This is a genomic window from Gilvibacter sediminis (assembly GCF_028561565.1).
GTDB classification, from domain to species: domain Bacteria; phylum Bacteroidota; class Bacteroidia; order Flavobacteriales; family Flavobacteriaceae; genus Gilvibacter; species Gilvibacter sediminis.
The window spans coordinates 229175-253319 of sequence record NZ_JAQQTE010000004.1 but is presented as its reverse complement, the minus strand read 5'-3'; the positions used below and the strand labels follow the sequence as shown (position 1 = coordinate 253319).

Genomic DNA, 24145 nt, shown 5'->3' with positions numbered 1-24145 from the left:
TGAACTACTTTAACTCGCCACACAGGAATGGCGTCTATCTAAGGGGGGTATGTTGAAATCAAGGATTCTCATGTCTGAAAAGAATATTAAATTCCAGTCTGGGCATCTGCCAATAGGGAAAAAAGCAGCTATCCCTTGCTATTCGGTACTCCACAGACGTATCTATATCCTCAACTATATCAAAGGTAGTAAATAAATCAAATAGAATTAAACTAAATAAGGAATTGACCATTGATAAAAAATCTAAAATAATTTAATTTATCAATAATTTATTCGGTCTTTTTAAAATATACAGGAAATCTTAAATAGGCAGCAAAAATTGTCGCAATAACGATCAATAGTGCCACTTCATGTGGCTTTTCTTTGTAGAGGTGGATTACTGTAATTAAACTCATGTAAATCACCAGCATTGCTGTGCCATAAAGGACCGTATTTGGCAGTAGAAACAAGATTGTCGCGAGCAATAAGAAAATTCCAGTCACGATCATTGTTGCCGGACTCTCTACAATTTTCCCAGCCGGATCAGTATTAAACATTTTATCTAAAGCATTGGGCACAGAGATTAAACAGAGTAATAAGGAGGGTATCCATCGAAGGATCGTGGCTATGGTTTGATTCGCTTTCATGCTATTTGGTAATTGTATCTGCCTGTATGCTGAACAACTTCTGCTTGAACTTAAAGGTAGGCAAGTAATAGATATTGAATGTTAGTTACTGGAATAAGGGAACTACAAAGAAAAAGATCACTAAGAGTACACAAATTATGGTAAGAACTTTAGTCTGAATATGTCTTTTTCCATCGTTTCGAGTAGTTATCCATCGGTATAATCCAACATAGGCAAAAACAAGTACCGCATACTTGATCAAATCTGCGAGGAATTCTCCAATCATAATTTTAAAAACTAAAATGACCTTATCTTGAAAGCAGTCTAATTATCAAGCCTTCTTCTTCCCTAGTGACACCTCGTACTGCTCAATATTCCCAACGATCTGAACACTGAGAAATTTGGTCTTGCGCTTGGGGTCCACCTCTACGATCTCGTCTTCTTTCGCGGGATCTGAATCAGAATCACGGCGGCTGCCAAAGATCTTTTGCCAAGCGGCTTTCCGAACCGTCTTCCATGGGATACGCAAGGAGTAATCTATGTTTTGGTCGCTGTCATGGGTTCCGGAGAGTTCCATATGCCCCAAAGTAGATTCGATGGTCATGTTTGGAATGCTGATGGTGCCGCGGTTTACAGACAGGCTGTTCTGCAAAGTATCAAAGCGAATGTTTCTCAAGTTCTTATCACCCATATAATCGGAGAGCGCCAACATAGGGTCAAAATCCTTTAATTGGCCATTGAGCACTTCTACCTCCATATCGATCTCTGATTGGTCCAGATCTGCTACCATATCGGGGTAAACGCGAATGTTCCCACTGATGGTAGAACTCAATCTTCCCTTGAGGTTTTCAGAGACCAGATAATCTTGACCAAAATTTTCAAATTTAAACAGGAGCTTATCCAACTCCACATTATCCATCACCAAGTTTGGCTGCATATAGATATGATCGGGATCGCTACCGTTGAAATACCCGCTGAGTCTTATGTTTCCGCCAGCAGCGTCCATATTCAGAGTGTCTACGTAGATATAGTGATCTGGTGTGGTTTTGAGTTCGGCAGTGATGTTTTGAAGATCGATCTTATGGTAAATGAAATGGCCAATATCGGCCTTAAATCGCATGTCAGTAAAAGGCAACTCGTAAATATTAAACGCCTCTGCATGCTCGGGAATATCTGCTGTTGTTGGGTTCGTGTTCGCCACAGGTTCAGCTTCTTCAAACTGAAAATTGAAGAGTTCGTCAAAGTCGATATAATTCGCCTTGACAAAAAGGTAGTTGTCCTGCTTTTTAACTGCTGCATCATCACCCAAATAGTAGTTGAGATCAAAATTAAAGTTTGTGGAACCGATCTCTCCGTGAAATCCTTTGATGAGTAAATGTTCGTCTTCATAAAGAATGTCTCCCCTAAAATTGGTAAAACGCAGTGGATGCACTTCCATCTTGGTGTCTAGCTGATCCAAAGCCAACTCAATGGAATGCAGCGTAGAGTCCTTGTAGTGCATGCTGGAGGTAAAATGAAGGGCCAGATCATCAAAGATCTCATGGCGGTAATCCTCCGGGACATAATTCTCTCCTTTATACGAAAACACATCCTCTAAGCGCAGTTTCTTGGAGGTCAGGTTGATATCAAGATCCACATCACCATTGAGCTCCGGTTGCATCCAAAAAGCAAAATCGTGGATGAGTCCGTCAAAATGGAAATCGCTATCATCAATAAATCCAGTGAAATCAACAATCCTTAAATCGGACTCGTCTATAAGAATATCTGCGTGAAAGTCGTGCAATTTGTGTGGGTAGTGTTTGAGATCCGCATTAAGGCTATCGACAAAGAATTCGCCTTTAGGCAGGAACTCAGACTCTGTGAAATCACGCGCAGCCGCTTTAAAAGAGAGCCCTAAACTCAGGTTCTCGATCTGCTCATCAATACCCTGCACAATTGAATCTTGGGCTGCGAATCCACTGAGTTCAGCGATATCCAGCTTCTTCGATAAAATATCTAGATGCACATCCACGGGGGTATCGGTATGATGCACTATGGAGGGCAGGTCCGATAAGAATCCGCTAATGGACAAATCAGAATTGCCCATATACATTTCAAATTGTTTTAGAGTGGCTTCCTTTCCGTTCATCACCAGATCCACGTTCAAGCTGTCTAAAGGTGCCGGGAACTGTTTGGCATCCAAACTGAGGTTTTCCACCTTGAGGGCTGCAAAATAAGCTTGATTGAGTTGCTGCAGGGCCTTCTCAGGGTGATCAATATCTATAATATCGTGGAAGTTCATCTCTAAAGAAACACTCCCGCTGGCGTCCTGTACTTGTTCCAGCTCAAAAAAGTCGGTGACAAAAGCCAAATTAAAATTAGAATTGACTTGCATATCCACCTCTGGCGCGTTGAAATTCTTCACAAAGAGCGAACCTTCAAACTCGCCTTTTTCCAAACTGGCCCTCATGTCTGTAATGGAAAATTCCATGGTGCTGGCATCCCGATTGACTCCGTTGGTAAAATGGCCTTTAAAGCCCATTTGATCGATCTTCTTTTCACTGACCCTGTTCTCTAAAAAGGCCTGGCCTGCTCCAAATTCTGCATTGATAAAAGGCCTATTCCCTAAATTCGCTGCACCTTCAATAGTCGCTGAAAAATAGATCTCCCCAGCGTTATTGTAGCGTTCCAAAAACGGGATCACATCTGCTGGCGCAAAGGCGATCAACATATCAAAATTGGGCTTGGTCCCTGTGATGGTTAGATCCAGATCTACATCGTTCAGAATATCAATGGAACCCACCAATTCAAAATCGCCATTCTCCATAACAATTCCAGAAGGTTCAATATCCAATATACCCGTATCCTCATTGTAGGAGACGTCTGTATGTAATTCAAAGTGTTTTTTGCGGATAAAGGTCGTATCGCCATCCTTGATCACATTGAGCTCTAATTCCGTATCGATATGACCTGCGATGATACTGTCCTTTTGTATGAATCCCCCTTGACCTGAATAAATGAACTTTTCCACATCGGTATTGGTGGCCTCATCCAGCGTGTGCACGTCTAAATTCTTGAATTTGATCTTCTTCAGGTGGATGTTGGTTGTGGTGGAGTCTGTTTCTGTTGGCGCTTCGAGAGCCAGCTGAATGTTGGTGGTGTTGTTCTCATGAATCACCAAGTTGAACACCCCATCCTCTACTAAAATGGATTGGATGTCGTAATTCCCATTAACGATGTCCCAAAGATTAAAACCGATATAGACATCTTTAACGTTCATGATCAGCGGAGCTCCATCTGCCTTGGTCTCAAAGACCTGTACGTCATAGACCTTGATGGAAATATCTGGGAAGTTCCCCCAAAGAGAAAGTTCACTGTCCCCCACTTTAACCAAACCCTGATGCTCTTCATTGAGCTTGGCGATTTCCCCTTTTATGATTTCCGTTTGATGGTTTTGAACATAGATGATCAGCCCTCCAACAATCAAAATTGGAAGGAGGATCAGGGCTAATAAAATCCGTTTATAAGGTTTTTTAAGCTTCAAAGCTGATGCAAATTAGTACAGGGAGTTAGTTGCTCTTTAAAAGTAACGAATTCAAGTCAAATGGATTGCTCAGCGATTGCCCTATTGTTTTAGAATTTTCCCCAATCTGAGGGCAACACTCCACCACAAGGCAGTAGCAACGACCCAGAAAAGGGTCAAGACAGCGTCATTACTAAAACGATGATGATAAACCACGGCGAGCACTAAGACCGCTAGAAAGACAACAATTAGTAAGCATGCTTTACTCCCAAAGAGTGCTCTGAGTTTATGCTCTGGTTTGGTATACCTAAAAAAGATCAAACTCAAGGGAATGATCCAAATATAACCGTAAACTAAAACGGTCATAGCGGTGGTCATTACACCCAGACGCACCGTTTGGGTAGAAAAAACGGCTGTTGCAAAAGCCCAACTTATCAAAAAACCGAATATTAATGAGGGGGTCGAGGCTTTAAAATGAGTGACTTTTATTGCGGGGTTTTCCGGTTCCAGTATTCTTTCATTGTCAAAATCTGGAATTGCTCTTAGGTCAAAATTGTAACTGCTATAAACTAAACTTTCTAAGTTCTGTCTTTTCGCTTCTGACTCCTTATGCTCAAACTGTTGCAGTATTGCTCTTGAGGCCGCATAGGCCAAGATTGTTGGGTTGGTGTCTGTAGTCATCCCATTGGCTTCTATGACAACGACTTTGAGTCCAGCAACATTCTTGAGCTTGCCAAAAGCGTACTGAATTCCTGCGCGCACTCCCGCCTTCCAAGACTCATAACCCTCCTTGGGAACTACCTCCAAGCTTCCTTGCCCAATCCAACCTTCACCGCGGTAGTCTTCAATGATCTCTAGACCTGCTTTTTCTGTAGTTTCCAGCTCCAAAATGACCTCCCCTAAATGAGGAAGTCCTTTTACGACTTTAGCTACCTTAAATGAGGTCTTCATTTTTGACATACTTTCTACTATTGCTTAAAGCGCCCTTAAAAAAAGCAGTAATTCCTCCCTAGCAGCCTGTTTGGCTGTGAGGTCTCCTTCTGGTGTTCCGCCTTGATTGTAGGTGTAAAGAGTGCCTCCAAGGTTCATCTTTCCCTCGAGCTGAGTTACTTTTTGATCAGGATCTGTGGAGATCAAATGTCCCGCGGCCTCATACTGGAGGTTCGTAACAGCATGATTGAAATTGTTTTGCTCCAATCGAGCTACAATGCTATCCGCCATGGCCGCAGAAGGCCAAACTTGATCATTATTGCCTGAGATAAGTAGTATAGGGCCTCCAATGCGCTCCACAGGAATTGCTGCTGCGGCAGCTTCTGGCTTGGCTAAGCCTGCGTTCCAGTATCCTAAAAGATCCAATTGTTCTTGGCTTCCGCCCTGCATTTTTTCCATGGGCACAAAAGGGATCGCTTGTCCCTTAAAGGTCCAACTGGGCTTTAAATCATCTGAATTATAAGGCAAGACGGTATTGGACCAACTCACCGAACTCGGCGCATAGGCCACAACGCCACTCACCTGCTCTGGAAACTGAGTTGCTATCACCAAGGCCAACTCCGCATTTCTGGAAGCCCCCATGACCACAATGCGATCTGGATCAACCTCTGGTTGCGCGATCAACCAATCCAAGGCCTTTTCAAAATACTCCAAGGCTATGGCTTCTGGTAGTTCCGGTAGGTCTCCAACACCTGAGTACGGCAAGGAAAGCCCGTTCATGTTGTTCTGGGCCAGATATTGTGCCCAATAATCACCCCATTGGCCGCCGCCAATTAGAATAACGGTTGTTTTGGCTTGACCATTATCCTGGGCAAAATAATTGGCCCAGAGCCCGTTTTCTTGAATAGGACGCGCTTTAACGCCATCGAACAGCAAAGCATCCGCAGTAAAATATCCGCCCACCAAGAATCCAATAATTCCAAGGCCTAGCAGTAGTTTTTTCATGAATAATGATTTATAGTAGCTGATGGATCTTGGCGTATTGCAACAACATTATGGTTTTTCCGTCTTTGATTTCTCCGGAATCTATCATGGCTAAGGCATCATCAAAAGCGAGCTCTAAAACTTCTATGTTCTCCTGCTCTTCCTCCAAGCCTCCGCCTTCACTGACCTTCATGCTGTTGTCATACTCCGCCACAAAGAAATAAAGGATCTCTGTAACCGAACCCGGTGACATATAAGCCTCGAACGCTTTTTGAACCGTACTTATTTTATAGCCGGTCTCTTCCTCGGTTTCTTTTCTGATGCAATCCTCCGGATTGTCCTTATCCAAGAGTCCTGCACAAGCTTCTATCATCATCCCATCATCATTGCCGTTGATATAAGTAGGCAGCCTGAATTGGCGCGTTAGGATCACCGTGCCCTGCTGCTTGTTGTAAAGCAATATCGCCGCGCCATTGCCGCGATCATAAGCTTCTCTAGCTTGAGTTTCCCAAGTCCCGTCTGGGTTTTGATAATCAAAGATCACCTTATTGAGTGTATACCAATTGTCCGAGAGGATCTGAGTTTCTTTGATTTTAACGCGTGGGTTGTTCATGTCTGGTTTATACTGAATATAGAATTAAAGGCTTTGACGATTTGCGTTTAAAGGTATTGAATCTAGGAAGATCCTTAGTATAGACTTACGCAAAAAAAGAGTGACTTATTTGTTCTTTCGCTCACTTCTGCGCATGGGCATGGCGTCAATGGTTCTGAACAATTCTTCTAACTTCAGGATTTCTGTTTGACGCAGTTTTACACCTCCGTCCAAACCAATTAGTAGGACTTCAAAGTCCTCGGAGGTTTTCAATAGCCTTTGGATGGATTCCTGCTTTAATTGGCCCGCATTGTTGTTTGAATCTGCACTGTAGTCCACAAAATCAGAGGTTGAGCCTTGAACAGCGTAAAGCACCAATTTGCGCTCTTTGAGGCCATCCTCAGCTTCTTTAAACTGCTCCAATTGCTTCTGAAACAATGGATTGTTGGCTTCGCTGGACTTTACGATAACGATTCGCTGTTTCCATTGGTGAATGCCCAGATCTTGTCCAGCGGTGTTTTGTGTCAACATAAAAGTAAAGACTAATACGAGTATTGATACGATACGATTGCCCATGGTTTAAGTTAATCAAAATTCAAGAGACCTTCATCTATACGGCAATACTCGAGTATGAGAGGCAATGATAATTCAGTCATCACCTCTTCCCAAATAAGCACGTATGGCCTTGATCTGGCCTTGCGCATTGAACTGCATCACATCCACCACGAAAAGTTCTTCAGTACCGTTTACCACAATTTTCAACTCAGCAGCAACGGTATCTTCATTTTCATAGGTGTCCAACACCTCTATAGTTAATGAAGTTGCAGCCTCAAAGTTCTTTTTGGTTTCACTGAGTGCTAGGGCTTTGCCCACAACGCGAATCTTCCAATCCCTGAGCACAATGTCCTCTGCAAACAGCTCTTCCATAGCTTGCAGGTCTTTTTCCGCATATTTTCGCAGATACAATAAAGCTAGGTCCTTATGGGAATGCTTTGAGCTCGTTTGGTTCATTAAAGTCGATTAAAAGAACTGTATCGCACCAAAGTCCAACAAAAGAATAGGCCCAAGAGTCCGATACCGTAATACCCGTAAAAGACCAAGAGCAACATGCCCAAACTCACAATTAAAGCAAAGGTCTTTAAACCGCGTTTGGGACCGCGCCTAGCGCGATTGCGTCTGTAGTTAACGGATTCTGAAAGGAAGACCTCATCAGACTTTTTGAGGTAGTACTCAATCTGCGCCTCTGAGAACCCTTCTTGCTCCATCTTGGCTCGGATCTCGCTAGACCCTAAGCCCTGCATCCGCAGCGAAACACTGTAATCAAGTTTGTCTTTTATCATAAAGGAAGCTCAGCTCTGAGACTACCTAAAGATACGCAAAAGACTGAGTAAACTTATAGCAGAGACTACATTCCATTCAAGGCCTGAGCGTAGGCATTGTGTATGGTCTCAAGCTCAGCCTCAAAATTAGCCTCATTGATGGTTCCGTCCATTAATTGTTTGTTAGCCTCTACAAAGACCGCTTGAAGATTTTCTATTGTTTTAAGATTGTTGTCTATACCCTCAATCATTTCTGGAGCCAAAAACATACGATACCCCTGAGGTGTTTTTTTAATGGGCAAGGTGCGCTCTACTCCTTCCATTTTTAGTGTTAGCTGAACCACCCCATCAGCATCTGGGGCTGTAGCTCCAATAAATTCGTAATCAGCGGCGGTGCGAGCTTTCAATTGCGGGCCGATAAGCGTTGCGCTAAAGTTGAAAGTGCGCGTTTTCATCCCTGCAAATCCATCGAGCGAGACTGTGATTCGCCCTTCTAAGTTTCTTTTTACGTGGCCCGGAAATTGGGTAGCCAGATTGTTTTTAAAACTTGCAAAAGCTTCAGAAGTTGTCATTCCCATTTGATCAAATCGCAATATGGCGGCCGCAGAAGCTTCATCATAGAAATACGGTAAAGGGTTGTGATCTTCTGGCTGTTGGCTTACCTGGCCAAGGGCAATGACAAAATTCTCTGGAGTACTGGTATCATAAGGGTCATTAGTACAAGCCAGTAATGGAATGAGTAAAAAGGCAAAGAGTTTTTTTAAATGCATTTTGTTTTGAGTTTCTCAAACACCCACAAAAAGTGTTAGCCACAGCAATTGCTTGGCGCAAAGCCTAATTCAGGTAATTTGACGTTAAAATTGGGTGGGATGAGAAGCTAAAGATAATTGATTAATTCAATTCTAAAAAGCTCAAATCAAGATGATTGTTGTTTGGGTCCTTTGGATCCACGTACATGACGGTTTCTTTTTTTAATGCCAAATACATTTTGAGTTTGGTTGGATCCATATCAATATTTACCTTGTAATTGATGGGCTGGCCGCGATAAACAGCGGAAATAAGCAGCACATTATGATTTACTGGGATACGTTCCATTCTAGTGTTGTATCCGCTGCCTACTTCAATCTCTTTTAGATAACTGTTGGTTTGCACTTCAAGTTCGTCTAGATTTACGGTTAGCTGATCTCCATGCTTAATCAACTTATTAATTTGCCTGCGTTTGTTATTGTTCCATTGATCTAACTCAAACTTGGTCTTTAAAATATAGATCAACATGGGGAGCAATAAGGCTACGCCAACTGCAACGAAATAATAGTTGACCCCGCCAAAATCATTGCTCTTACCCCGACCGCCAAAGCCTGCATAAAGCACAATCACACCGAGTACGGAGATCCCAATAAGAACATAAGAACCGATTTGCGCAAGAATGTTTTTGAGATTCATGATTTAAAACTAAATGCTTTGGAGATCCTTGCAATCTTACTATTGCACAACCGCCATATCAAAACCAATGTATTTGGTTTTTTTCCACATGCCTTGCTCCTTCATTTGCAGATAGAGCTTGTAGGTGTAATTCTGTCTGCGGCCTTCAAAGGTTTGCCAACCTTCGTTATCGGTGCCTGTGCTTTTAAAGTTGCTCTTCAAATAATTCAGCAAATGGTCATAGAGCGCCTGCGCCTGCTCGTCTGATTCTGTGTAAGTGTTGGTAGAAAGCGAAAACAGATAACCGTCGGCATCAAAATGATAGTCTACATCAGCAGTTTTACCATTGCTCAAAGCGAGCTCGTAGTACAAATAAAGCGCTCCATCAGCTTGTTTGTCCTCTTCATAAAGCTCCATATTTGAGCGTCTGGATTCAACTTTCTTTACACCATTGACATCGGAATAAAACTCTACTCCGCGCAAGACACCACCTGCATTTAGCAAGAGGAGCTCATCAGCCAGAGCGCTCACTGGAGTTTGAGCTGTAAGACTAAAGCTCATCATGAGAAATGCAATAGCAAGTATATTTTTCATAAGGGGATGTGATTATTTGATCTTTTTACCTTGATTGTATTCTACTCGAGTTTCTGATCCGTCGCTGAGCAAACAAAATTCAATGCCGTGCTTTTTACCGTTGAGATAAGTACACTGATAGGTCAGCACACCGTTTTTGTAGGTTTCAAACTTGATCTTTTTACCAAGGGTGTTGTTGTATTTGATCTCCTGCCAAGATCCTTCTTTATTTGAATAGTATTTGATTTCCTGTTGGGCCACATAAGGCTGATCCGGGTAATAAATCACCTTATTGGCAAGTTCTCGATAGCTTTTGTTGTAATAGATCTCCGTCTCCAAAATAATTCCCTGCTCGTACTTACTTTGACTCATGACATGGCCATTGCCCTTGGTAACTTGTGATAGCCCTGTGTACTTTTCTTTAGTGTTCTTTTTGTAAACGATGAGATTTGCGTCTTGATAAAGATCATCATCCGCTACAACCTCTTGTGAAAAAGAAAACAAGGGAACCAACAGTAACAATAAGCTTAAAGTTCTTTTGAGCATCGGTCTTGATTTATACTTCCACGTTCAAATTAAGCAATTTGTGAAGAATACATTCCCCTCTAATTTATAACAAAGACTGGAACTAGTGATTCATCTCATATTCAGTTTGAAAGTTTTAGCCCTTTACCAAATAATCCAAACCCCAACTCTTACAAATACTATCAATAGCAGCTTCGCCAAGCTTGTGCTCATCACGGTACTCCTCTTCAAAATAAAATAGGTTGCCTTTTCTAATGGAGACTGAATCTCCGTCAATCTGACTTAGCATGTTGAACTGTAACACACGTCCCTGAGCGTCTAACTTTCTATATGCATCCCACTCCCCGGTCAAAATCGTGGGATCGGTTTCCACTGTAGTGACGTACTTCCAAGCATGAAGCGTTTCATTTTCTTCAGGCAGCTCCCGATTGGATTCCCAGCGGATACCATCATCACTGCTCATATAAACATCTATAATGGGAATATGCAGTGATTCTCTTAAGGTATTGGCCTTGGTTCCATAGCGCAAATTATCTATCTGGCTTTGGGTACTGAAATGATCATAAACCCAATAGCTCCCAACAACAGTAATGATTATAGCAAAGGAGTTTTTCTTAATGAAGTTAAATAGGTTCATTGAAGCTCAAGGAATGTCATCATTTCTGATAGGTATAAGTAATCTCGGCCATCAAATCACCCTTTTTGGAAAAATACTGCCGGCGCGCATCAAGTCCCTCTTGCGTTTTGGTCGTAACCATTTTACCGCCCTCTTCAAATGGCAAACGCAGACCGTACAGAAATCCATCAAAAGTCCGGAGCATGTGAAGGACCTCTGTATTCCCGCTGATACACTCGTGAAGGTCTAAATCTCCATCTTGATCAAAGCGCTTCACGCAGTCCCCTTCAATTTCATAAGTATAAGTAGCCTCATACATGGGGTCTCCAAAACCGTCATAACGCGTCTCACCAATCAGTCGACCTTCATCATCGTATTCCCACTTCCAGTCTAAAACACGAGCCCCAAACTTAACGCTGTACATAATGCTGTCTTTTAAATTGACGCCTCTATAACGAGTTTGGTCAACAAAGGTGTCCTTGGCAGTTCCTATTTGCAGTCGCCTTAGTGAGCGATCTTCTCTGTTTGTAATGGTGACGAAAGTATATTTCAATTCCCCAGCTTTGTCAAACTGTTTTTCATAACGAGTATTACCGTCAGGAGAATAATTGTAGACAATCTCAGTCTTTATGTTATTGTCCTCATCCATCGCCTTAAAAACCGTTGTATTGCCGTATTGATCAAACTCTTCAAGGTTAAAGGTCTGTTTGGAAATCTTGCCTTTGTTATATTCCACACCTTCTATTCGCATACTGCGGATGTTGTTATCGGCAAGAAGCTGTTGCTGTTTGTCTTGGGCAATAGTTGAGCCACAAATTAAGAGTAAGACTGAAAAGTATATGGTTTTCAAAGCATTTGTCTTTTGATAATTAATTTAAGTCTATCGTTTTATTGAGCACCGCACTTTCTTTTGCCGCTTCTAAGATCTCCACGACCAACATATTATTCTCTAAGGAGTTGAGATCATAGGCTGATAGTTCCACCTCGCCTCTAATCACTGCTGCAAAAAGCGCAAAGGGATCATCATAGGGAGCGGCTCGTTCTTCAAGTTTCAGCTGCTGCTCATCATAACCGTCATAGCCCTCAGAAATACGAATTCTCAAATCGTGTCTGTTATCCGCATAAACTACCCCATCTAAACCGTAGATCTCCATGTCCTTTCTGCCGATGGGCCAATTCCAAGAGCCTTGAATAATGGCTACCGCGTCATCGTATTGTAATAGTATGATAGATTCATCTTGAACCTTGGGATTGTTCTCTGCCTGCAATTGGGTGGAAATAGCGGTCACACTATTGGGTCTTTGCCCATCCATAAACCAAGTCAACAGGTTAGCGCCATAACAACCAAAATCAAATTCAGCTCCTCCGCCGTTTAATACAGGGTCGGTCAACCAATCTAGAAACTCTTTATTGACCCCGATCTTTTTAGGTCCTTTATGACCGTCATGAACCATGATCTTTCTAATTGCGCCAATTCTATTTTCGGTCTTAACAAGCTCGTAAGCTTTGTGGGTTGTAGGATACCAAGTGGTCTCATAATTGGTCAGTAGATGAATCCCGTGCTTTTGGGCCAAGGCCTTCATTTTTAGAGCGTGCTCCAGACTTACGGCCAAAGGTTTTTCTACCATGACGTGGATTCCGCGAGGTGCTGCAGCCTCGACAACCTCTAAATGCGCATAGATGGTTCCAAAAGCCGTTACCGCTTCTGGGTTGGTATTATTAAAAAGGGCGTCCATAGTGTCATAGACCTTGTCCATAGAAAAGTTGTATTGATCCGCATATCGCTGAGCCAATTCTCGGTTGGGCTCTACTATGCCCACAATTTGAATGTCACCACGAGGCTCACTCCCAAAAATCCAATGCACATGGGTATGGGTTAAGCCAATCACTCCAATACGCAAAGGTTCCTCTGCATTTTGACTCTGCAGATCGGCTCCGAATAAAACAAGACAAAGGATCAGTAGTAAGCGGTTTCGCATGGATCTTCGATTTTAAGAATTAGATAAAAGTGCCTGAGCAGCGATTCGCCCTGCTTCCATGGCAGCGTTCAAGGAACCGTTCAATTGCGCATCACCTGCCAAATAAACCGACTCCATCACTTGAGTTTTGTCGAGTTCCATGGTCATTTTAAGATCGTGAATGTCAGGCAGCGCTTGAACAATGTCGTAATGCTGAATGTAATTTACCCTTTGCGCGCCTGTATACTGTTTTACCTCGGCCACCACTGATTCAATAAGCTCATCCTTAGACACCTCGCTATACTCCAAAACCGTTACGGATAAGATCTTTTTGCCCGTTTTGAGGTCTTTGTACGCGTAAAGGTTGTTTGAATATTTGCCAGCATCCGACACCAATGCGATCGTCTCTTTGGGGATGTTGGTTTGATCCACCTCAAAATAGATACACATACAAGACTTCCAGTCAATATTAGGAATTTCTTGCCCTAAGACTAAAGAAGCGGCATTGCTGGCCAGAATAACACCGTTATGGTCTAATTGCTCGCCAGAGTTCAAGCTTATGTGATTACTAGTCACCGTTTTTACCTCGGTGTTGAATCTGAATTCCGTGTTTTTCAGTTTAGTCTTCAACTGTTCACTGATTGCGCCAATACCTGCCTTTGGGATGGTGGCGTATCCTTCCCCAAACATCCTGTAGACAAATTCAAACATTCTGCTGGAGGTGCGTAACTCAGGCTCCAGGAATATTCCCGCGAAGAAGGGCTTAAAAAAGCGCGCAATGATCTTAGAAGAGAATCCAAAGTCTTGCAGATACTCTAAGGTGGTACTTTCTGGAGTTTCAAAGATCTCAGCGATGGATTTGTTTTTCAAACGTTGATTGAGTTTGAGAATCTTCAGCTTGTCACTGATAGAACCAATATCCGCAAGCATAGTGGGAATAAGCACTCCTAAATTCCGCAGCGGATCACCGATACGGTAGGATTTGCCATCGGCATAGATCAAAGCTCCAGACTCCAATTTGCGCAACTCCAAGGCATCCATGTCTAAATATTGCTTCGCCAACGGATAGGCACTCAGCAGAACTTGGAAGCCTAAATCTAAAGGAAAGCCCTTTTCATCCAGCGTTTTTACTCTTCCGCCTACGGACTCACTTTGCTCTAAGATCACGGGGCTATGGCCCGCTTGTTCTAATTCATAGGCAGCGATAAGGCCGCTTACCCCTGCTCCAATAATATAAACCGGCTGTTTGTCTTTCATCAATTCTAAAGGGTGTTCTGTGCTCTTGTAAATTTACGACTTGGCTGGCAGATTTCCTTGGGGAAATTTTGCTGCACAAAGCCTGTTGCTTGAACAATACCTGAAATGTCACGCTGACGCCTAAATAGTTGTATCTTTAAGTATGGAAAATGTAGGTAGTACTAGTGATAAAAATGATAATAATCGAAGTCCAAAGAGTCCAGAAGTTGACCCTCCATGCATTAACAGTGAATCGAAGGATTATAAAGATTTAGATGAAGAACGTCGGTTTTTAGAGGAGCTTTTTGCTAAGCGATTCAACTACTACAGCCTTTTTGCCGCGGCCTTCCTTTTTACAATATTCCAAGTGTATTCAGAGTCTAATCAACTCCTGTTTACACTAGCAATTTGGGCTGGGATTTCCTTTTTTCTTTTAATGCTCCTAGCTATTTGGAGGACGAACAGTTTAATCAACAGGGTTCTAGACGAGATTTTAAAGTATTGCAATCACCCTTACACTAAAATTGTATTAGGCAAAGAGCATCCTGATTTTGAAAAAAAACTTAAAGAACCTAAAAAGTTGGAACGCCGCTTCCGGTCTAACAACTTTTTAGTGCTGATTTCAGCAATACTGTTTGTTTTTATGTTTGTGATTGTGATCTTGAATACATTTGGGGTGGAAATACGTTGACACTTAAAGTCACTCTTCTTGATTATCCAACTCTTGCATGATCCCCTTTGCTCTTTTGCCTAAAGCTTGAATGATCAGTACAATGGAGAGGATGATGAATCCAAAATTCCAGTCAAAATCCTCACGGTCTGTAAACCACCAAAAAATACAATAGGCAGCTAGAGCCACGGTAACCCAAGTTAGGATCTTTACTGTTGTTAGCGTTTTGCGAAGTTTTTTTTCGAGCAGTTCTTTGGATTGATTTTGTAATTGCATAGGTGAAAATAGTTCTTTTTGAGCAAGATGCAATAGGGCTCCAGTGCTTATCCGACTATTCGACAAAAATTAAGAGCAGCCCTGCAAAAACAGTTAGGGTAAGCAAAACTTGTTGAAAGATCATACCTGAATTTTTTCTCTCTTGAGTATCCGTTTGTTTTCTGAGTTGTTTTAGGCTGAAGGCTACTAAGAGCAACACACTAAAAAGCGCCAATGGATATAAATAATTGATCCATCCGTAAGCGGGAGAAAGCATTAGTAGTAATAAAACCACAACCCAAACACAGACGGTCAGTCCAATCAATAGATTTACTTTTCTAACTCGAGATGCAACTGCTCTTGGTTTGAATAAAAGCGCAAATAGATTGTTTAATAGCAGCATCAACCCAAAGACAAAGACCAAGACGATGACTCCTATTTTCCACACGGTTCCCGAGAGTAATAGTCTGTAGCTCAAATGTTGGGCTAAGGCTTCACCTGCTCGGGAGGCATTAGCAAAGAACACGAAGCCCCATTTTTTGTCTTTGTCAAAAGCAAAGTAGGTAGAGAAACCGTCGTTATTCCCACTGTGGGTAAAGAGTTCTGCGCGATTCAGCACGGCGAGTTTAGTAAAACCTAGAGTGTAGTCTTGTTGCAATAAACCGTTTGAAATCTCTGAATGTGGTTTATATAGTTCTGTAAACCCCTCTTGCGATAAACCTTGCTGATTCATCATGGCGATCATCCATTTGGAAAAATCCAGCGCTTCTGAATGCAGTGTAGTTGGCGCCACAAAGACCGAATCACGACTCGCCCACCATGGATTGGCGTATTTGTCGATCCATTGCCCGCTTTGATCATAGGGCTGTACCTTGTGTTTGCGTATATAGTCGTCTTGAATGAATTTAGTGTGCCGCATTCCTAAAGGATGGGCCACTCTTTTTTGAAACTCCGCCTCTACTCCAGCCCAATTGGTTTTTAAAAGATGTCGGATCACTTCTGCCAGATACTGATAGCCTTCCCCGGAATAATGATATTCACTTCCCGGCTCAAACTGAATAAACAGCTCCTTTTCCGGGTAATCATCCCGCCAATTGGGAAAGCCTGTTCTGTGGGAAAGCGCCATTCTGGCTGTGATCTTTTTGTAGCGCGGATCGTGGGCAATGTCTGGATTGGGCAAGTATTGATAAAGCGGCTTGTCTAAATCCAACAAGCCGTCATCTACCAGCGTCATCACAAAATGACCAAAGACGGGTTTAGAAATAGAAGCACCTTCAAAAATGGAAAGCGAATCAACAGGAAGCTGCTTTTGTTTATCGGCCATTCCTTTGACCCGATGATAAACCACCTGCCCCTCATTAATGATCGCAATGGATAGACCCGGTATGTTCAATGCTTTCATTTCTCGATCTAAAAAGGCGTCTATTGTTTGCTGGCTTAGGGTTGTTCCGAGAAGTGTTTTGATATCACCGGAGTCTTTAGAACAACTTATTAGGCATAGAATCACACAGCAAAGAGCAATCAGCTTAAGGGCAAATATTCGTGGCATAACTTTTTTGCGGCAAGCTATTCAATAGCTCCATAAAAAATCTGGAAAGTCTTGCTATAGTTACGAAAAGTGTGCTATTAGGGATGAAATTACAGGGTGCTTAAGGCCTCTTTGTAGTTCTTACTCACAGGAATTTCAATCTGCGTTAGGGAAAGGGTCTTGCTGTTCTTCCAGGATTGGAAGTGATTGGTATTGATCAAATGAGAACGATGCACCCGCAGCAGCTCTGGAACTTGATCTTCTACTTTTTTCAGTGAGGTTCGAATGGTCTTCTTTTGTAGGGTTCCATCGTCTAAAAAAAATACATCCACATAATTCTGTGCACTGGAAACACAAACCAAATTCGGCAGCGAAACTTTCAAATAGTCCATTTTATAAGTACCTCGAATCACCACGGATTGATCTTCTTTTTCGGAGACTTTGATCAAATACATTCTGGCAAAGATCAGCAGCGGCGTTAAGACCACAGCAGAAGGCAGGAAGACTTTCATTAAAAACTCAGGCAACTCATAAAGCCCATTCAACACATCACTGCGGTGATAGAGGTAACTGGGCATTAAGGCGATTGTAAAGAAAAGCAGTACTAATAAAGCCTCAAGGCGAAAATTCCACTGCTTTAGTCTAATGTACAATTGCAGCTGGATGGGAATGATGAGCACATAAGAGCCCATTGCAATAAAACTATATCCCAAAGCCAACACCATCCATTGCCCTAAAGACAATGGCTCTTCTTGAAACGGCCTTACCAGCATGATAAAGACCAACAGCCAACCGCCTACCAAAAGGGCAATGATAAAATTGGGTTTAAAGGAAGTCTTAATTTGGTTCATGAACTGCTTCCACCGCTACAGAAGTCAACAGCAGTAGTTTTGAGTAAAGTTAGGGGTTTTCTAGAACCGCAAAGCCCGCCCTTGACTTTTAATTCTGAGATCCATGAACACACAAGTAATTATTATGGCTGCGCCAATTAGGATAAACTCCAACCCGATGGCTTTGGTAACCAAAAGTCCAACCACAAAGGAAATGGCAAAACTAAAACCCATGGTAGTGTAATATTTCTCAGGGACAAAACGCAATTTGCTTTTCAAGAACTTTTTAAACTTAGTGAACTTTTGCTTGTAGACTTCATTGCTGATGGAGGGGATTTTTTCCAACTCCAGATAGCGCAAATAACTATCAATAGCCTCTTGCTGCTGGGAATTCAAATCCTTGTCTTTTAGGTTCTCTAAAAGACTTATGAACTTCTCAAAGGTCTTGACCTCTGACTTAACAGAAGAATTTGCTAATTGCTTTTTGAGGTATATAATCGTTGCTTTTACATCATTCGTTTGGCTGGGTTGGTCCGTTCCCAATAGGGCCGTGAGATCCACATCCAAAGCACTTGCAATTCGCTTTAAAGTCTCGCCAGTAGGTGTAGATTCGTTGTTCTCAATTCTTTGAACTGTTCTGAGACTTACTCGAGATTCCTCAGCCAGATATTCTTGAGACATTGCTCGTAAAGCTCGGAGTTCTTTGAGTTTTTGACCTAATTTATTTGTTTCCATTTTTGATATAATTTGATGTTTCAGCAAATGTATTTTGGAGACTTATTTACTGATTACGTCAACCTGCCGTCATCTTTATGACAAGAGTATGTCGAGGGTTATATTGAGTTTAAAACTAGGCAGTTTATTAGTCTCAATCCTCATTATTCATGGAATACATGAATTGATAATAAAACCCAAGGGCAATCACCAAACGATTCAAATCATTGTCTAATTCCTGTTTTTCTAGACCTCTTCTTATAAAGCGTGCAGAAAACGAAAAATTAAATCCTGGATTCTCAGATTCATAACTGATGTACCGCTTAATTATAGAACTGGTTTTAGAAGCTAGAACGCATTTGTAAAAAGATCCGTCTGCATTGAACACAAGAATGTTCTTATCAGGGGGATTTCCGTTTTGATCTACTGCAGCTGGATCAGCTTCACGTAGTGGAATCCAGATCTTATCAAAAAGACCGCTGCTTTTTAAACCTTCTAAGACTTTTGGCACCTCTTTATTCAAACTTGGATCCAAATCATAAGCACCTTCAGAAGGGACATAAAGGCTTTCCAAATAGCTAAAGATTGCTCTATTTAAATCCTCATTGCCAAAACGCTGCTGCACTTGAGATTCAAAATAAGACAGCGCATACTCCAATTCATTTGCTTCTTGCTCAGTGATACATGCTCCAAGATTAAAGTTATACTTAGACTCGGTTTGGGCGTGGCTTAAAGTGGTGATAATAAAAAGGAGTGCAAAGATGTTTTTCATGCAACGATTATAAAGCGTCTAAAATTTCAAGTTGTAGTTCAACCCTTAATGATAAGTAATGGTTCTTACTTGCTTTTGATTTAGAGTGTCGTTCTTAAACATTTTGCGCTCTGTCCAATTGCCTTTCTCATCAGATTTCACATACTCGTAGGTTCTTACGCTGTAGCGCTTTCCCTTAGAATTTTTATAAAACCCCTTGATCACCCGATCTTGACTATCAAAAAAGAGACTGTCCAAACCGCGGTACTCCCCTTTTCCGTTCTCGTAAGTCTTGAGAACCGGGTTTCCGTTCGTATCTGGAGTGATCGTAGACTTCCAAGAGATCTGATTTTCAGCGTTTAGGGAGGCTTCCACTTTTAAGCCCTCAGCATTAAAATAAACCGTATCTCTGCTGGGCTCGGTATCGCCTTCTTCATAATACTCGGCACCAATAAGGTTCATGGCCGTGTCATATTTTCTATAAAACCGTAAAACCGTGTCCCGCTCCTGCCCAATCCAATAAACATCAATCGAGTTTCCGTTTGGGTCAAAATTCTCAATAGTACCGCTGTTAAAAATGATGGAATCTTTTCTCAGATCAAAATTCTCCTCATATACCTTAGCAATGATAGGCTCTGTGGGTTCGGCGGTCTTAGTAGAATCTGCTTGTTTGGCCTCGTCCTTACAAGAAATCAAAACAAGAGATAAAAGCAAAAGTGATAACAGTTTGTTCATGCTGCGTTTTTTCTAAAGCTACTAAAATTTCAACTAAGGTATTCTACAAGAAAGCTATCGTTGGTTATGATAGAAGCGAGTAATCCAAGTGTTCTGGTATTGTGTACCGTTTTCACTTCGGAAAGGTCTTTTGTTGCTCTTGACAGGCAAGGTTTAGGCTTACCACGATTAATAATCCGAATATTCTTTTCATTACGGTATGATAGTGCTTATTGTGTTTTATGCAATGTAGGGGCTGTGATCCCCTTTTCTGCGTAGAACTCTTTGTTCATTTCAAAATGCATCAGGGTCATATCATTTAAATAAACCTCCAAAGGCTCCATGCCCAATGCACTACGCCTTTCATTTACCGTAGCGCTGTCTGCTAAATTGATCGGAAGCGCTTGCGCAATATCATGGTTGTAGGTCACTTGGGTGCCGTAGACCTGTGGCTTACCGGTGTTCAAATTTACACGATCAACAAGTAAACCGTAATTATGGGGACTGGCGTTCCCTTTATCCACCTCCACTTTCATCAGCGCTAAAACGGCTTGTTGAAATTCCGGATCGTGATCACAGTGTTGCACCATCACCCAAAAATTACTTTCTCCAGCTTCTTCGACACGATCAAAACCGAGGTAACCATAAGCGTCGATCATTTCTACTAAGCGCTTCTGGTTGGTCTTATAAATGCTGTCTTTAACGGCCTTCCACTGTTCTAGACTAAGATGTTTGTAGCCTTCCGGCGGATAGGCATGACGTGCAGCCAATTGGTCAAGCTCGCCCATTTGTTCCAGTTCATTAGCCAGCTCTTGATCAAACACCACCTTGGCGGTCTCTGGCTGTTCTGCTGTTTTCTCTTTGCAGCTTATTATTATAAGGCTTATTATGATTATGCTTAGTAATCTATTCATTGGGTTATTCTGATTCGTTTTTGATACTTATATGTGATTTATTGAATTTAACTTGACCTATCAGCAAAACAATAAAACTGGACATCCACAACAAAAACCCGATCCCAACGGTGACTTGAACGCTTCCTCCGCCTTCATTTATGGGTAAATCGTGAAATCCAACTAAAAACAATCCAAATACTAAAGTAAGCGCAGAGATCTTAATTTGAGTTTTTAGATTTACTTTCTTTGCGAGCAAATTGAAGAAATACAAAAAGTTGGCCAACCAAGGCAGTGTCACATAGGGGTCCAGGGCGAATATTCCTAACCAGCCAAATGCTAATCCCAGTGCTCCGACAACATCATCTCCAAAGAACATGGGTGTGATCAAAGAAACCCCATAAAGTAGCATTGATATGCTTTTGTAATTCAGATTTTTCAATCGAATCTATGTTTTAAAACTTAAACCTATTCACAACTTTTTCACAAATATCCTTCTGCGATCACCACGTTCAAGAAGTACAAGTGTTTGATCGGTTATCTCATAGACTGAATTCGTGATCTTCTCATAATAGTCTCCATTTTCATCCTTTCGGGCATGACCTTCATCTATTAAGTACTGAGCAAACTCATTATAAGGTTTGTCGTAATAAAGCAGATGAATTATTGCGCTGTTTTCTTTGTCATAATACCATTTGCCAGTGTCTATATTCTCAGGGGTGAACTCTTTAGTATAAGTTCCGTCCTCATAATAACGCAAAAGTGGTCCCTTAGGAATTTCCCATCCTGCTTTAGCTACACCAGGAATATTATGAAAAATGGTATCTACTTTATTGTTTTGAGCGTCTGTTAATGCTACAAACTGCCAAGTTCCAATAAGTTCTGGTTTTAATTCTTTTTGAGTATTCTGACCGTAGCAGAGACCTACAATCAACAGTGTCGTTATGAGTATTAATAGGTATCTTTTCATAAGAAAATGATATGCTTGGTTTATTTCAAAAATAAGAACTGAAGTCCGTCATAAATGGCTTTGGGTAAAACAGAAACATGATCGTCTTCGGGGTACTGAACAAATTTATAATTCAAGCCTTTTACTGGATTTGATTCCAATTGAGCAACGAATCGGTCCGTCCACTTGACCACGAAAAGATCGTTTAGAGCGCCGTAACAGATATAGAGATTGGCGCTCCAAGAATCAAGCTCTTGGATTCGTGTCAAGCTTTCATACAAGCCTTCAGACTTATTCCACCACAAAGCAGGCGCTATTACAATATAATCCGTAAAGAGCGAATCCTCTTTGAACAGCTCATAAACGCCAAAGAGTCCTCCAAAGGAATGTCCCAAAAAGCCGCGTTTGTTTTCATTGACCGCATAACTCGAACTAATGACTTCAAAGACTTTGTCCTTGAGGAACTTTCTGAATAAAGTGGCTCCTCCAGAATTCTCCTCATTAACCTCAAACACTCCAGATTTCAGCGGAATGGAGAAAGGAAACTTCATGAGCTGCATATCAAAAGGGGTTGGTGTATAATCTCGCGTTCTTTGAGCGTTAAAATCGCGCTCATTGCCTTTTAAGGAGATTCCCACCAATATCACCGGCTCCATGTTTTGGGAGTAATTGAGAACATTGTAAGTCCCATTAACCAAGTCTTCCAACCACCAAGCGTCCAAATAATAGAGTGTAGCGTATTGCTTATCTGTGGAATAATCAGGTGGCGTTGTGACCTTGATTAAGTATTCGTTCCCCGCTTCAGAAATCAGTTCATGCGTATAGGTTTTGCTTGGCGAATCATCTTGTAAGGCAAATGATTTCCCAAAGCCCAAAAGCAGCAGAAGTATGAGGTGTAGTGGTTTCAAGGTGTATTTAGATATTCAAAGAGTGCATTCAATTCGGATTCACTGATCAATTGAGACCACTGTATTTGGTGATATTCAATACCTAGCTCTTTGAATTTGGTACTATCCAACCGATTGTTCTTTAGTGTCATCCAATTCCAGAAAAGTATAGAGTCCGTTTTTGCTAAGGCGGGTCCTGTCATCCTTTTATTGAGTTTATGGCAAGCCGCACAGTTAGCATTAAAAATTTGTTTTCCAACTTGCCCTTTCTCCGTCAGAACAGAGGATTCTGTTCCACAATAGAATTCAGGCAATTCTGTTGCGCAGAATGCCTGTGCAGATTCACTATAGGTGTACAATGCAAAAGAAATCCCGATAGTAAAAACCAAGAAAAGTGATGACAAGATAAGAATTCGATTGGTCAGTTTATTCATAGTCACTGCTCCGCCTAAGTTAGTACTTGTGTTATATCAGTTCACTTTAAATATGGTAAAATAAGTCGTGTTTTTTTACCAAGCTTTGATGCAGCTACATTGCTCCACCATGAGTCTCGACCGTTTTAAATTTCCCTTTAAATTAAGAAATTTAAATCTGAAGAAGGAATTGAATTTTGAGTTATATTTTTTCGCGGAATCATAGTGCTAATGGGTGAAATCAGTTTTGCTGTCTTTCCAAAATTTTAAATATCCTTTTATTTATGATCTCTGATAGGTTCCAATTATACAATTTAGGATCAGTTGTGTTGTAAAACGCTATCACTACGGCATCCAGTTCTTGGTGATACTTTGCAAAGCTTTGGTATCCAGGGACCCATCCGGCATGTTCAAACTTATAAACAGAAATGTAAATTTCTCTCTCACCTGTCTTAAATATAGAACCATCATTTAAGGCTCTGAGAAAGGTTCCCACGTCTGCGGCTGTAGCGTGCATACCGTGGTCATTTTTCTTTAAATCGGAAGAATAGCCCACATGATAGCCACTCATAACTTGAGCTAAATCTACCTCACTTACTGAACCAAAAGTATTTTTGAGCCCTAGTGGCTCAAGAACTTCTTTTTGAATGAACTTAAAGTTAGGGTAACCCAACTCATCATCCATTATCTTATTAATTAGAAGATAGTTGGTGTTGCAGTACTCATAGTCTGCTCCGGGTTCAAAATTGGCTGGCTTCCCTGAAATTAATGCAAGACTTTCTTCAAAGGATTCTGTCGGAGCTGCCCAAAAATTGGGAGTATCAGTAAAATTAGGAATGCCGCTTCTGTGTTGTATCAGCATCTTTAAGGTAATTCTCTCTGCGTTTTCAATGCTCCCTTTTAATGCAGGTAGATAATCGCTAACTGTCTTATCCAAATCAAGCCTTCCCGCAGCAACCAATTTAGTGGCCGCTACGGCATCATAGAGTTTACTAATGCTGGCAATCTTAAATAGAGCATCGGGCTTGGCTGGTATTTTAGCATCTCTTTCATGCCAACCAGCGGTGTAATACTGAGGCATTTCACCGCCTTGATCCACATAAACAACAATTCCATCAAAACCATGGTCTATAGCTTGCTCCGCCTGTTGCTGTATGGTATCTGGCAGTGGCAGTATCCATGCCTTCACCAATAGCCATGGCACAAAAAACAAGGAGATTGCTGTACCCAAAAACAAAACTATTCTCAATACACTTTTGGTGCGCTTCTGACTCATGGT

The 24145-nt window shown here is 41.6% G+C and carries 30 protein-coding genes; 1 reads left to right on the top strand and 29 read right to left on the bottom strand.

Features of this window, described 5'->3' with window-relative positions; genetic code table 11:
- Nucleotides 1-269: 269 nt before the first annotated feature.
- From POW22_RS08470 to POW22_RS08390, 17 genes are all read right to left on the bottom strand, one after another.
- The gene (locus POW22_RS08470) at nucleotides 270-626 is read right to left on the bottom strand and encodes a hypothetical protein (RefSeq protein WP_272832215.1); all 357 of its coding nucleotides are present in this window, start codon (nucleotides 624-626) and stop codon (nucleotides 270-272) included.
- Nucleotides 627-711: 85 nt separating this feature from the next.
- A complete protein-coding gene (locus POW22_RS08465; RefSeq protein WP_272832214.1) occupies nucleotides 712-891 on the bottom strand; it encodes a hypothetical protein in 180 nt (59 codons plus the stop codon).
- Nucleotides 892-936: 45 nt separating this feature from the next.
- Nucleotides 937-4128 carry an AsmA family protein gene (locus POW22_RS08460; RefSeq protein ID WP_272832213.1) on the bottom strand — a complete coding sequence of 1064 codons (3192 nt, stop codon included), beginning with the start codon at nucleotides 4126-4128 and terminating at the stop codon, nucleotides 937-939.
- An 81-nt stretch (nucleotides 4129-4209) separates the two neighbouring features.
- Nucleotides 4210-5058, bottom strand: coding sequence for a hypothetical protein (locus tag POW22_RS08455; protein WP_272832212.1), 849 nt, complete (start codon nucleotides 5056-5058; stop codon nucleotides 4210-4212).
- Between the two features lie 24 nt (nucleotides 5059-5082).
- Complete coding sequence (locus tag POW22_RS08450) at nucleotides 5083-6042, bottom strand: acyl-CoA thioester hydrolase/BAAT C-terminal domain-containing protein (RefSeq protein WP_272832211.1); 960 nt, start codon at nucleotides 6040-6042, stop codon at nucleotides 5083-5085.
- A 10-nt stretch (nucleotides 6043-6052) separates the two neighbouring features.
- Nucleotides 6053-6634, bottom strand: coding sequence for a GDP-mannose pyrophosphatase NudK (nudK, locus tag POW22_RS08445; protein WP_272832210.1), 582 nt, complete (start codon nucleotides 6632-6634; stop codon nucleotides 6053-6055).
- A 105-nt stretch (nucleotides 6635-6739) separates the two neighbouring features.
- On the bottom strand, nucleotides 6740-7144 hold the full coding sequence (locus POW22_RS08440) for a DUF4174 domain-containing protein (protein ID WP_272832209.1): 405 nt from the start codon (nucleotides 7142-7144) through the stop codon (nucleotides 6740-6742).
- 117 nt (nucleotides 7145-7261) lie between these two features.
- Nucleotides 7262-7624, bottom strand: a complete 363-nt coding sequence (locus POW22_RS08435) for a nuclear transport factor 2 family protein (protein ID WP_272832208.1) — start codon at nucleotides 7622-7624, stop codon at nucleotides 7262-7264.
- Entirely contained in the window at nucleotides 7624-7953 is a 330-nt protein-coding gene (locus tag POW22_RS08430; RefSeq protein WP_272832207.1) for a hypothetical protein, read from the bottom strand. Before POW22_RS08430 ends, POW22_RS08435 begins: the two co-directional genes overlap by 1 nt.
- A gap of 65 nt (nucleotides 7954-8018) precedes the next feature.
- A complete protein-coding gene (locus tag POW22_RS08425; protein ID WP_272832206.1) occupies nucleotides 8019-8702 on the bottom strand; it encodes a hypothetical protein in 684 nt (227 codons plus the stop codon).
- 121 nt (nucleotides 8703-8823) lie between these two features.
- Nucleotides 8824-9375, bottom strand: coding sequence for a hypothetical protein (locus POW22_RS08420; RefSeq protein WP_272832205.1), 552 nt, complete (start codon nucleotides 9373-9375; stop codon nucleotides 8824-8826).
- A gap of 39 nt (nucleotides 9376-9414) precedes the next feature.
- Nucleotides 9415-9948 carry a hypothetical protein gene (locus POW22_RS08415; RefSeq protein ID WP_272832204.1) on the bottom strand — a complete coding sequence of 178 codons (534 nt, stop codon included), beginning with the start codon at nucleotides 9946-9948 and terminating at the stop codon, nucleotides 9415-9417.
- Between the two features lie 12 nt (nucleotides 9949-9960).
- Nucleotides 9961-10473 carry a hypothetical protein gene (locus POW22_RS08410; protein ID WP_272832202.1) on the bottom strand — a complete coding sequence of 171 codons (513 nt, stop codon included), beginning with the start codon at nucleotides 10471-10473 and terminating at the stop codon, nucleotides 9961-9963.
- Between the two features lie 115 nt (nucleotides 10474-10588).
- Entirely contained in the window at nucleotides 10589-11089 is a 501-nt protein-coding gene (locus tag POW22_RS08405; protein ID WP_272832201.1) for a hypothetical protein, read from the bottom strand.
- A gap of 19 nt (nucleotides 11090-11108) precedes the next feature.
- Complete coding sequence (locus POW22_RS08400) at nucleotides 11109-11918, bottom strand: hypothetical protein (protein ID WP_272832200.1); 810 nt, start codon at nucleotides 11916-11918, stop codon at nucleotides 11109-11111.
- Nucleotides 11919-11937: 19 nt separating this feature from the next.
- On the bottom strand, nucleotides 11938-13047 hold the full coding sequence (locus POW22_RS08395; RefSeq protein ID WP_272832198.1) for a Gfo/Idh/MocA family protein: 1110 nt from the start codon (nucleotides 13045-13047) through the stop codon (nucleotides 11938-11940).
- A gap of 12 nt (nucleotides 13048-13059) precedes the next feature.
- Nucleotides 13060-14283 carry a protoporphyrinogen/coproporphyrinogen oxidase gene (locus POW22_RS08390; RefSeq protein ID WP_272832196.1) on the bottom strand — a complete coding sequence of 408 codons (1224 nt, stop codon included), beginning with the start codon at nucleotides 14281-14283 and terminating at the stop codon, nucleotides 13060-13062.
- A 142-nt stretch (nucleotides 14284-14425) separates the two neighbouring features.
- Here POW22_RS08390 and POW22_RS08385 point away from each other — a divergent pair, with 142 nt between their 5' ends.
- Nucleotides 14426-14953, top strand: coding sequence for a hypothetical protein (locus tag POW22_RS08385; protein WP_272832195.1), 528 nt, complete (start codon nucleotides 14426-14428; stop codon nucleotides 14951-14953).
- A gap of 9 nt (nucleotides 14954-14962) precedes the next feature.
- Here the strand turns inward: POW22_RS08385 and POW22_RS08380 are convergent, their stop codons facing one another.
- The 12 genes from POW22_RS08380 to POW22_RS08325 all read right to left on the bottom strand — a co-directional run bounded on the left by POW22_RS08380 (nucleotide 14963) and on the right by POW22_RS08325 (nucleotide 24142).
- Complete coding sequence (locus POW22_RS08380) at nucleotides 14963-15208, bottom strand: hypothetical protein (protein ID WP_272832194.1); 246 nt, start codon at nucleotides 15206-15208, stop codon at nucleotides 14963-14965.
- A 55-nt stretch (nucleotides 15209-15263) separates the two neighbouring features.
- Entirely contained in the window at nucleotides 15264-16736 is a 1473-nt protein-coding gene (locus POW22_RS08375) for a serine hydrolase domain-containing protein (RefSeq protein ID WP_272832193.1), read from the bottom strand.
- Nucleotides 16737-16825: 89 nt separating this feature from the next.
- Nucleotides 16826-17566: a LytTR family DNA-binding domain-containing protein gene (locus POW22_RS08370; protein ID WP_272832192.1), complete on the bottom strand. Its 741-nt coding sequence runs from the start codon at nucleotides 17564-17566 to the stop codon at nucleotides 16826-16828.
- A 60-nt stretch (nucleotides 17567-17626) separates the two neighbouring features.
- Nucleotides 17627-18280, bottom strand: coding sequence for a helix-turn-helix domain-containing protein (locus POW22_RS08365; protein ID WP_272832191.1), 654 nt, complete (start codon nucleotides 18278-18280; stop codon nucleotides 17627-17629).
- Nucleotides 18281-18413: 133 nt separating this feature from the next.
- Nucleotides 18414-19031, bottom strand: coding sequence for a hypothetical protein (locus tag POW22_RS08360; protein WP_272832190.1), 618 nt, complete (start codon nucleotides 19029-19031; stop codon nucleotides 18414-18416).
- A 45-nt stretch (nucleotides 19032-19076) separates the two neighbouring features.
- Nucleotides 19077-19745: a hypothetical protein gene (locus POW22_RS08355; RefSeq protein WP_272832189.1), complete on the bottom strand. Its 669-nt coding sequence runs from the start codon at nucleotides 19743-19745 to the stop codon at nucleotides 19077-19079.
- Nucleotides 19746-19954: 209 nt separating this feature from the next.
- Nucleotides 19955-20638, bottom strand: coding sequence for a DUF6624 domain-containing protein (locus POW22_RS08350; RefSeq protein ID WP_272832188.1), 684 nt, complete (start codon nucleotides 20636-20638; stop codon nucleotides 19955-19957).
- Nucleotides 20639-20642: 4 nt separating this feature from the next.
- Nucleotides 20643-21029, bottom strand: a complete 387-nt coding sequence (locus tag POW22_RS08345; RefSeq protein ID WP_272832187.1) for a hypothetical protein — start codon at nucleotides 21027-21029, stop codon at nucleotides 20643-20645.
- Between the two features lie 60 nt (nucleotides 21030-21089).
- Entirely contained in the window at nucleotides 21090-21551 is a 462-nt protein-coding gene (locus tag POW22_RS08340; RefSeq protein WP_272832186.1) for a hypothetical protein, read from the bottom strand.
- A gap of 56 nt (nucleotides 21552-21607) precedes the next feature.
- Complete coding sequence (locus POW22_RS08335) at nucleotides 21608-22474, bottom strand: alpha/beta hydrolase (RefSeq protein WP_272832185.1); 867 nt, start codon at nucleotides 22472-22474, stop codon at nucleotides 21608-21610.
- Nucleotides 22471-22887: a cytochrome c gene (locus POW22_RS08330; protein ID WP_272832184.1), complete on the bottom strand. Its 417-nt coding sequence runs from the start codon at nucleotides 22885-22887 to the stop codon at nucleotides 22471-22473. The genes POW22_RS08335 and POW22_RS08330 overlap by 4 nt, the downstream gene beginning before the upstream one ends.
- 220 nt (nucleotides 22888-23107) lie before the next feature.
- Nucleotides 23108-24142 carry a serine hydrolase domain-containing protein gene (locus POW22_RS08325; RefSeq protein WP_272832183.1) on the bottom strand — a complete coding sequence of 345 codons (1035 nt, stop codon included), beginning with the start codon at nucleotides 24140-24142 and terminating at the stop codon, nucleotides 23108-23110.
- Nucleotides 24143-24145: the final 3 nt, after the last annotated feature.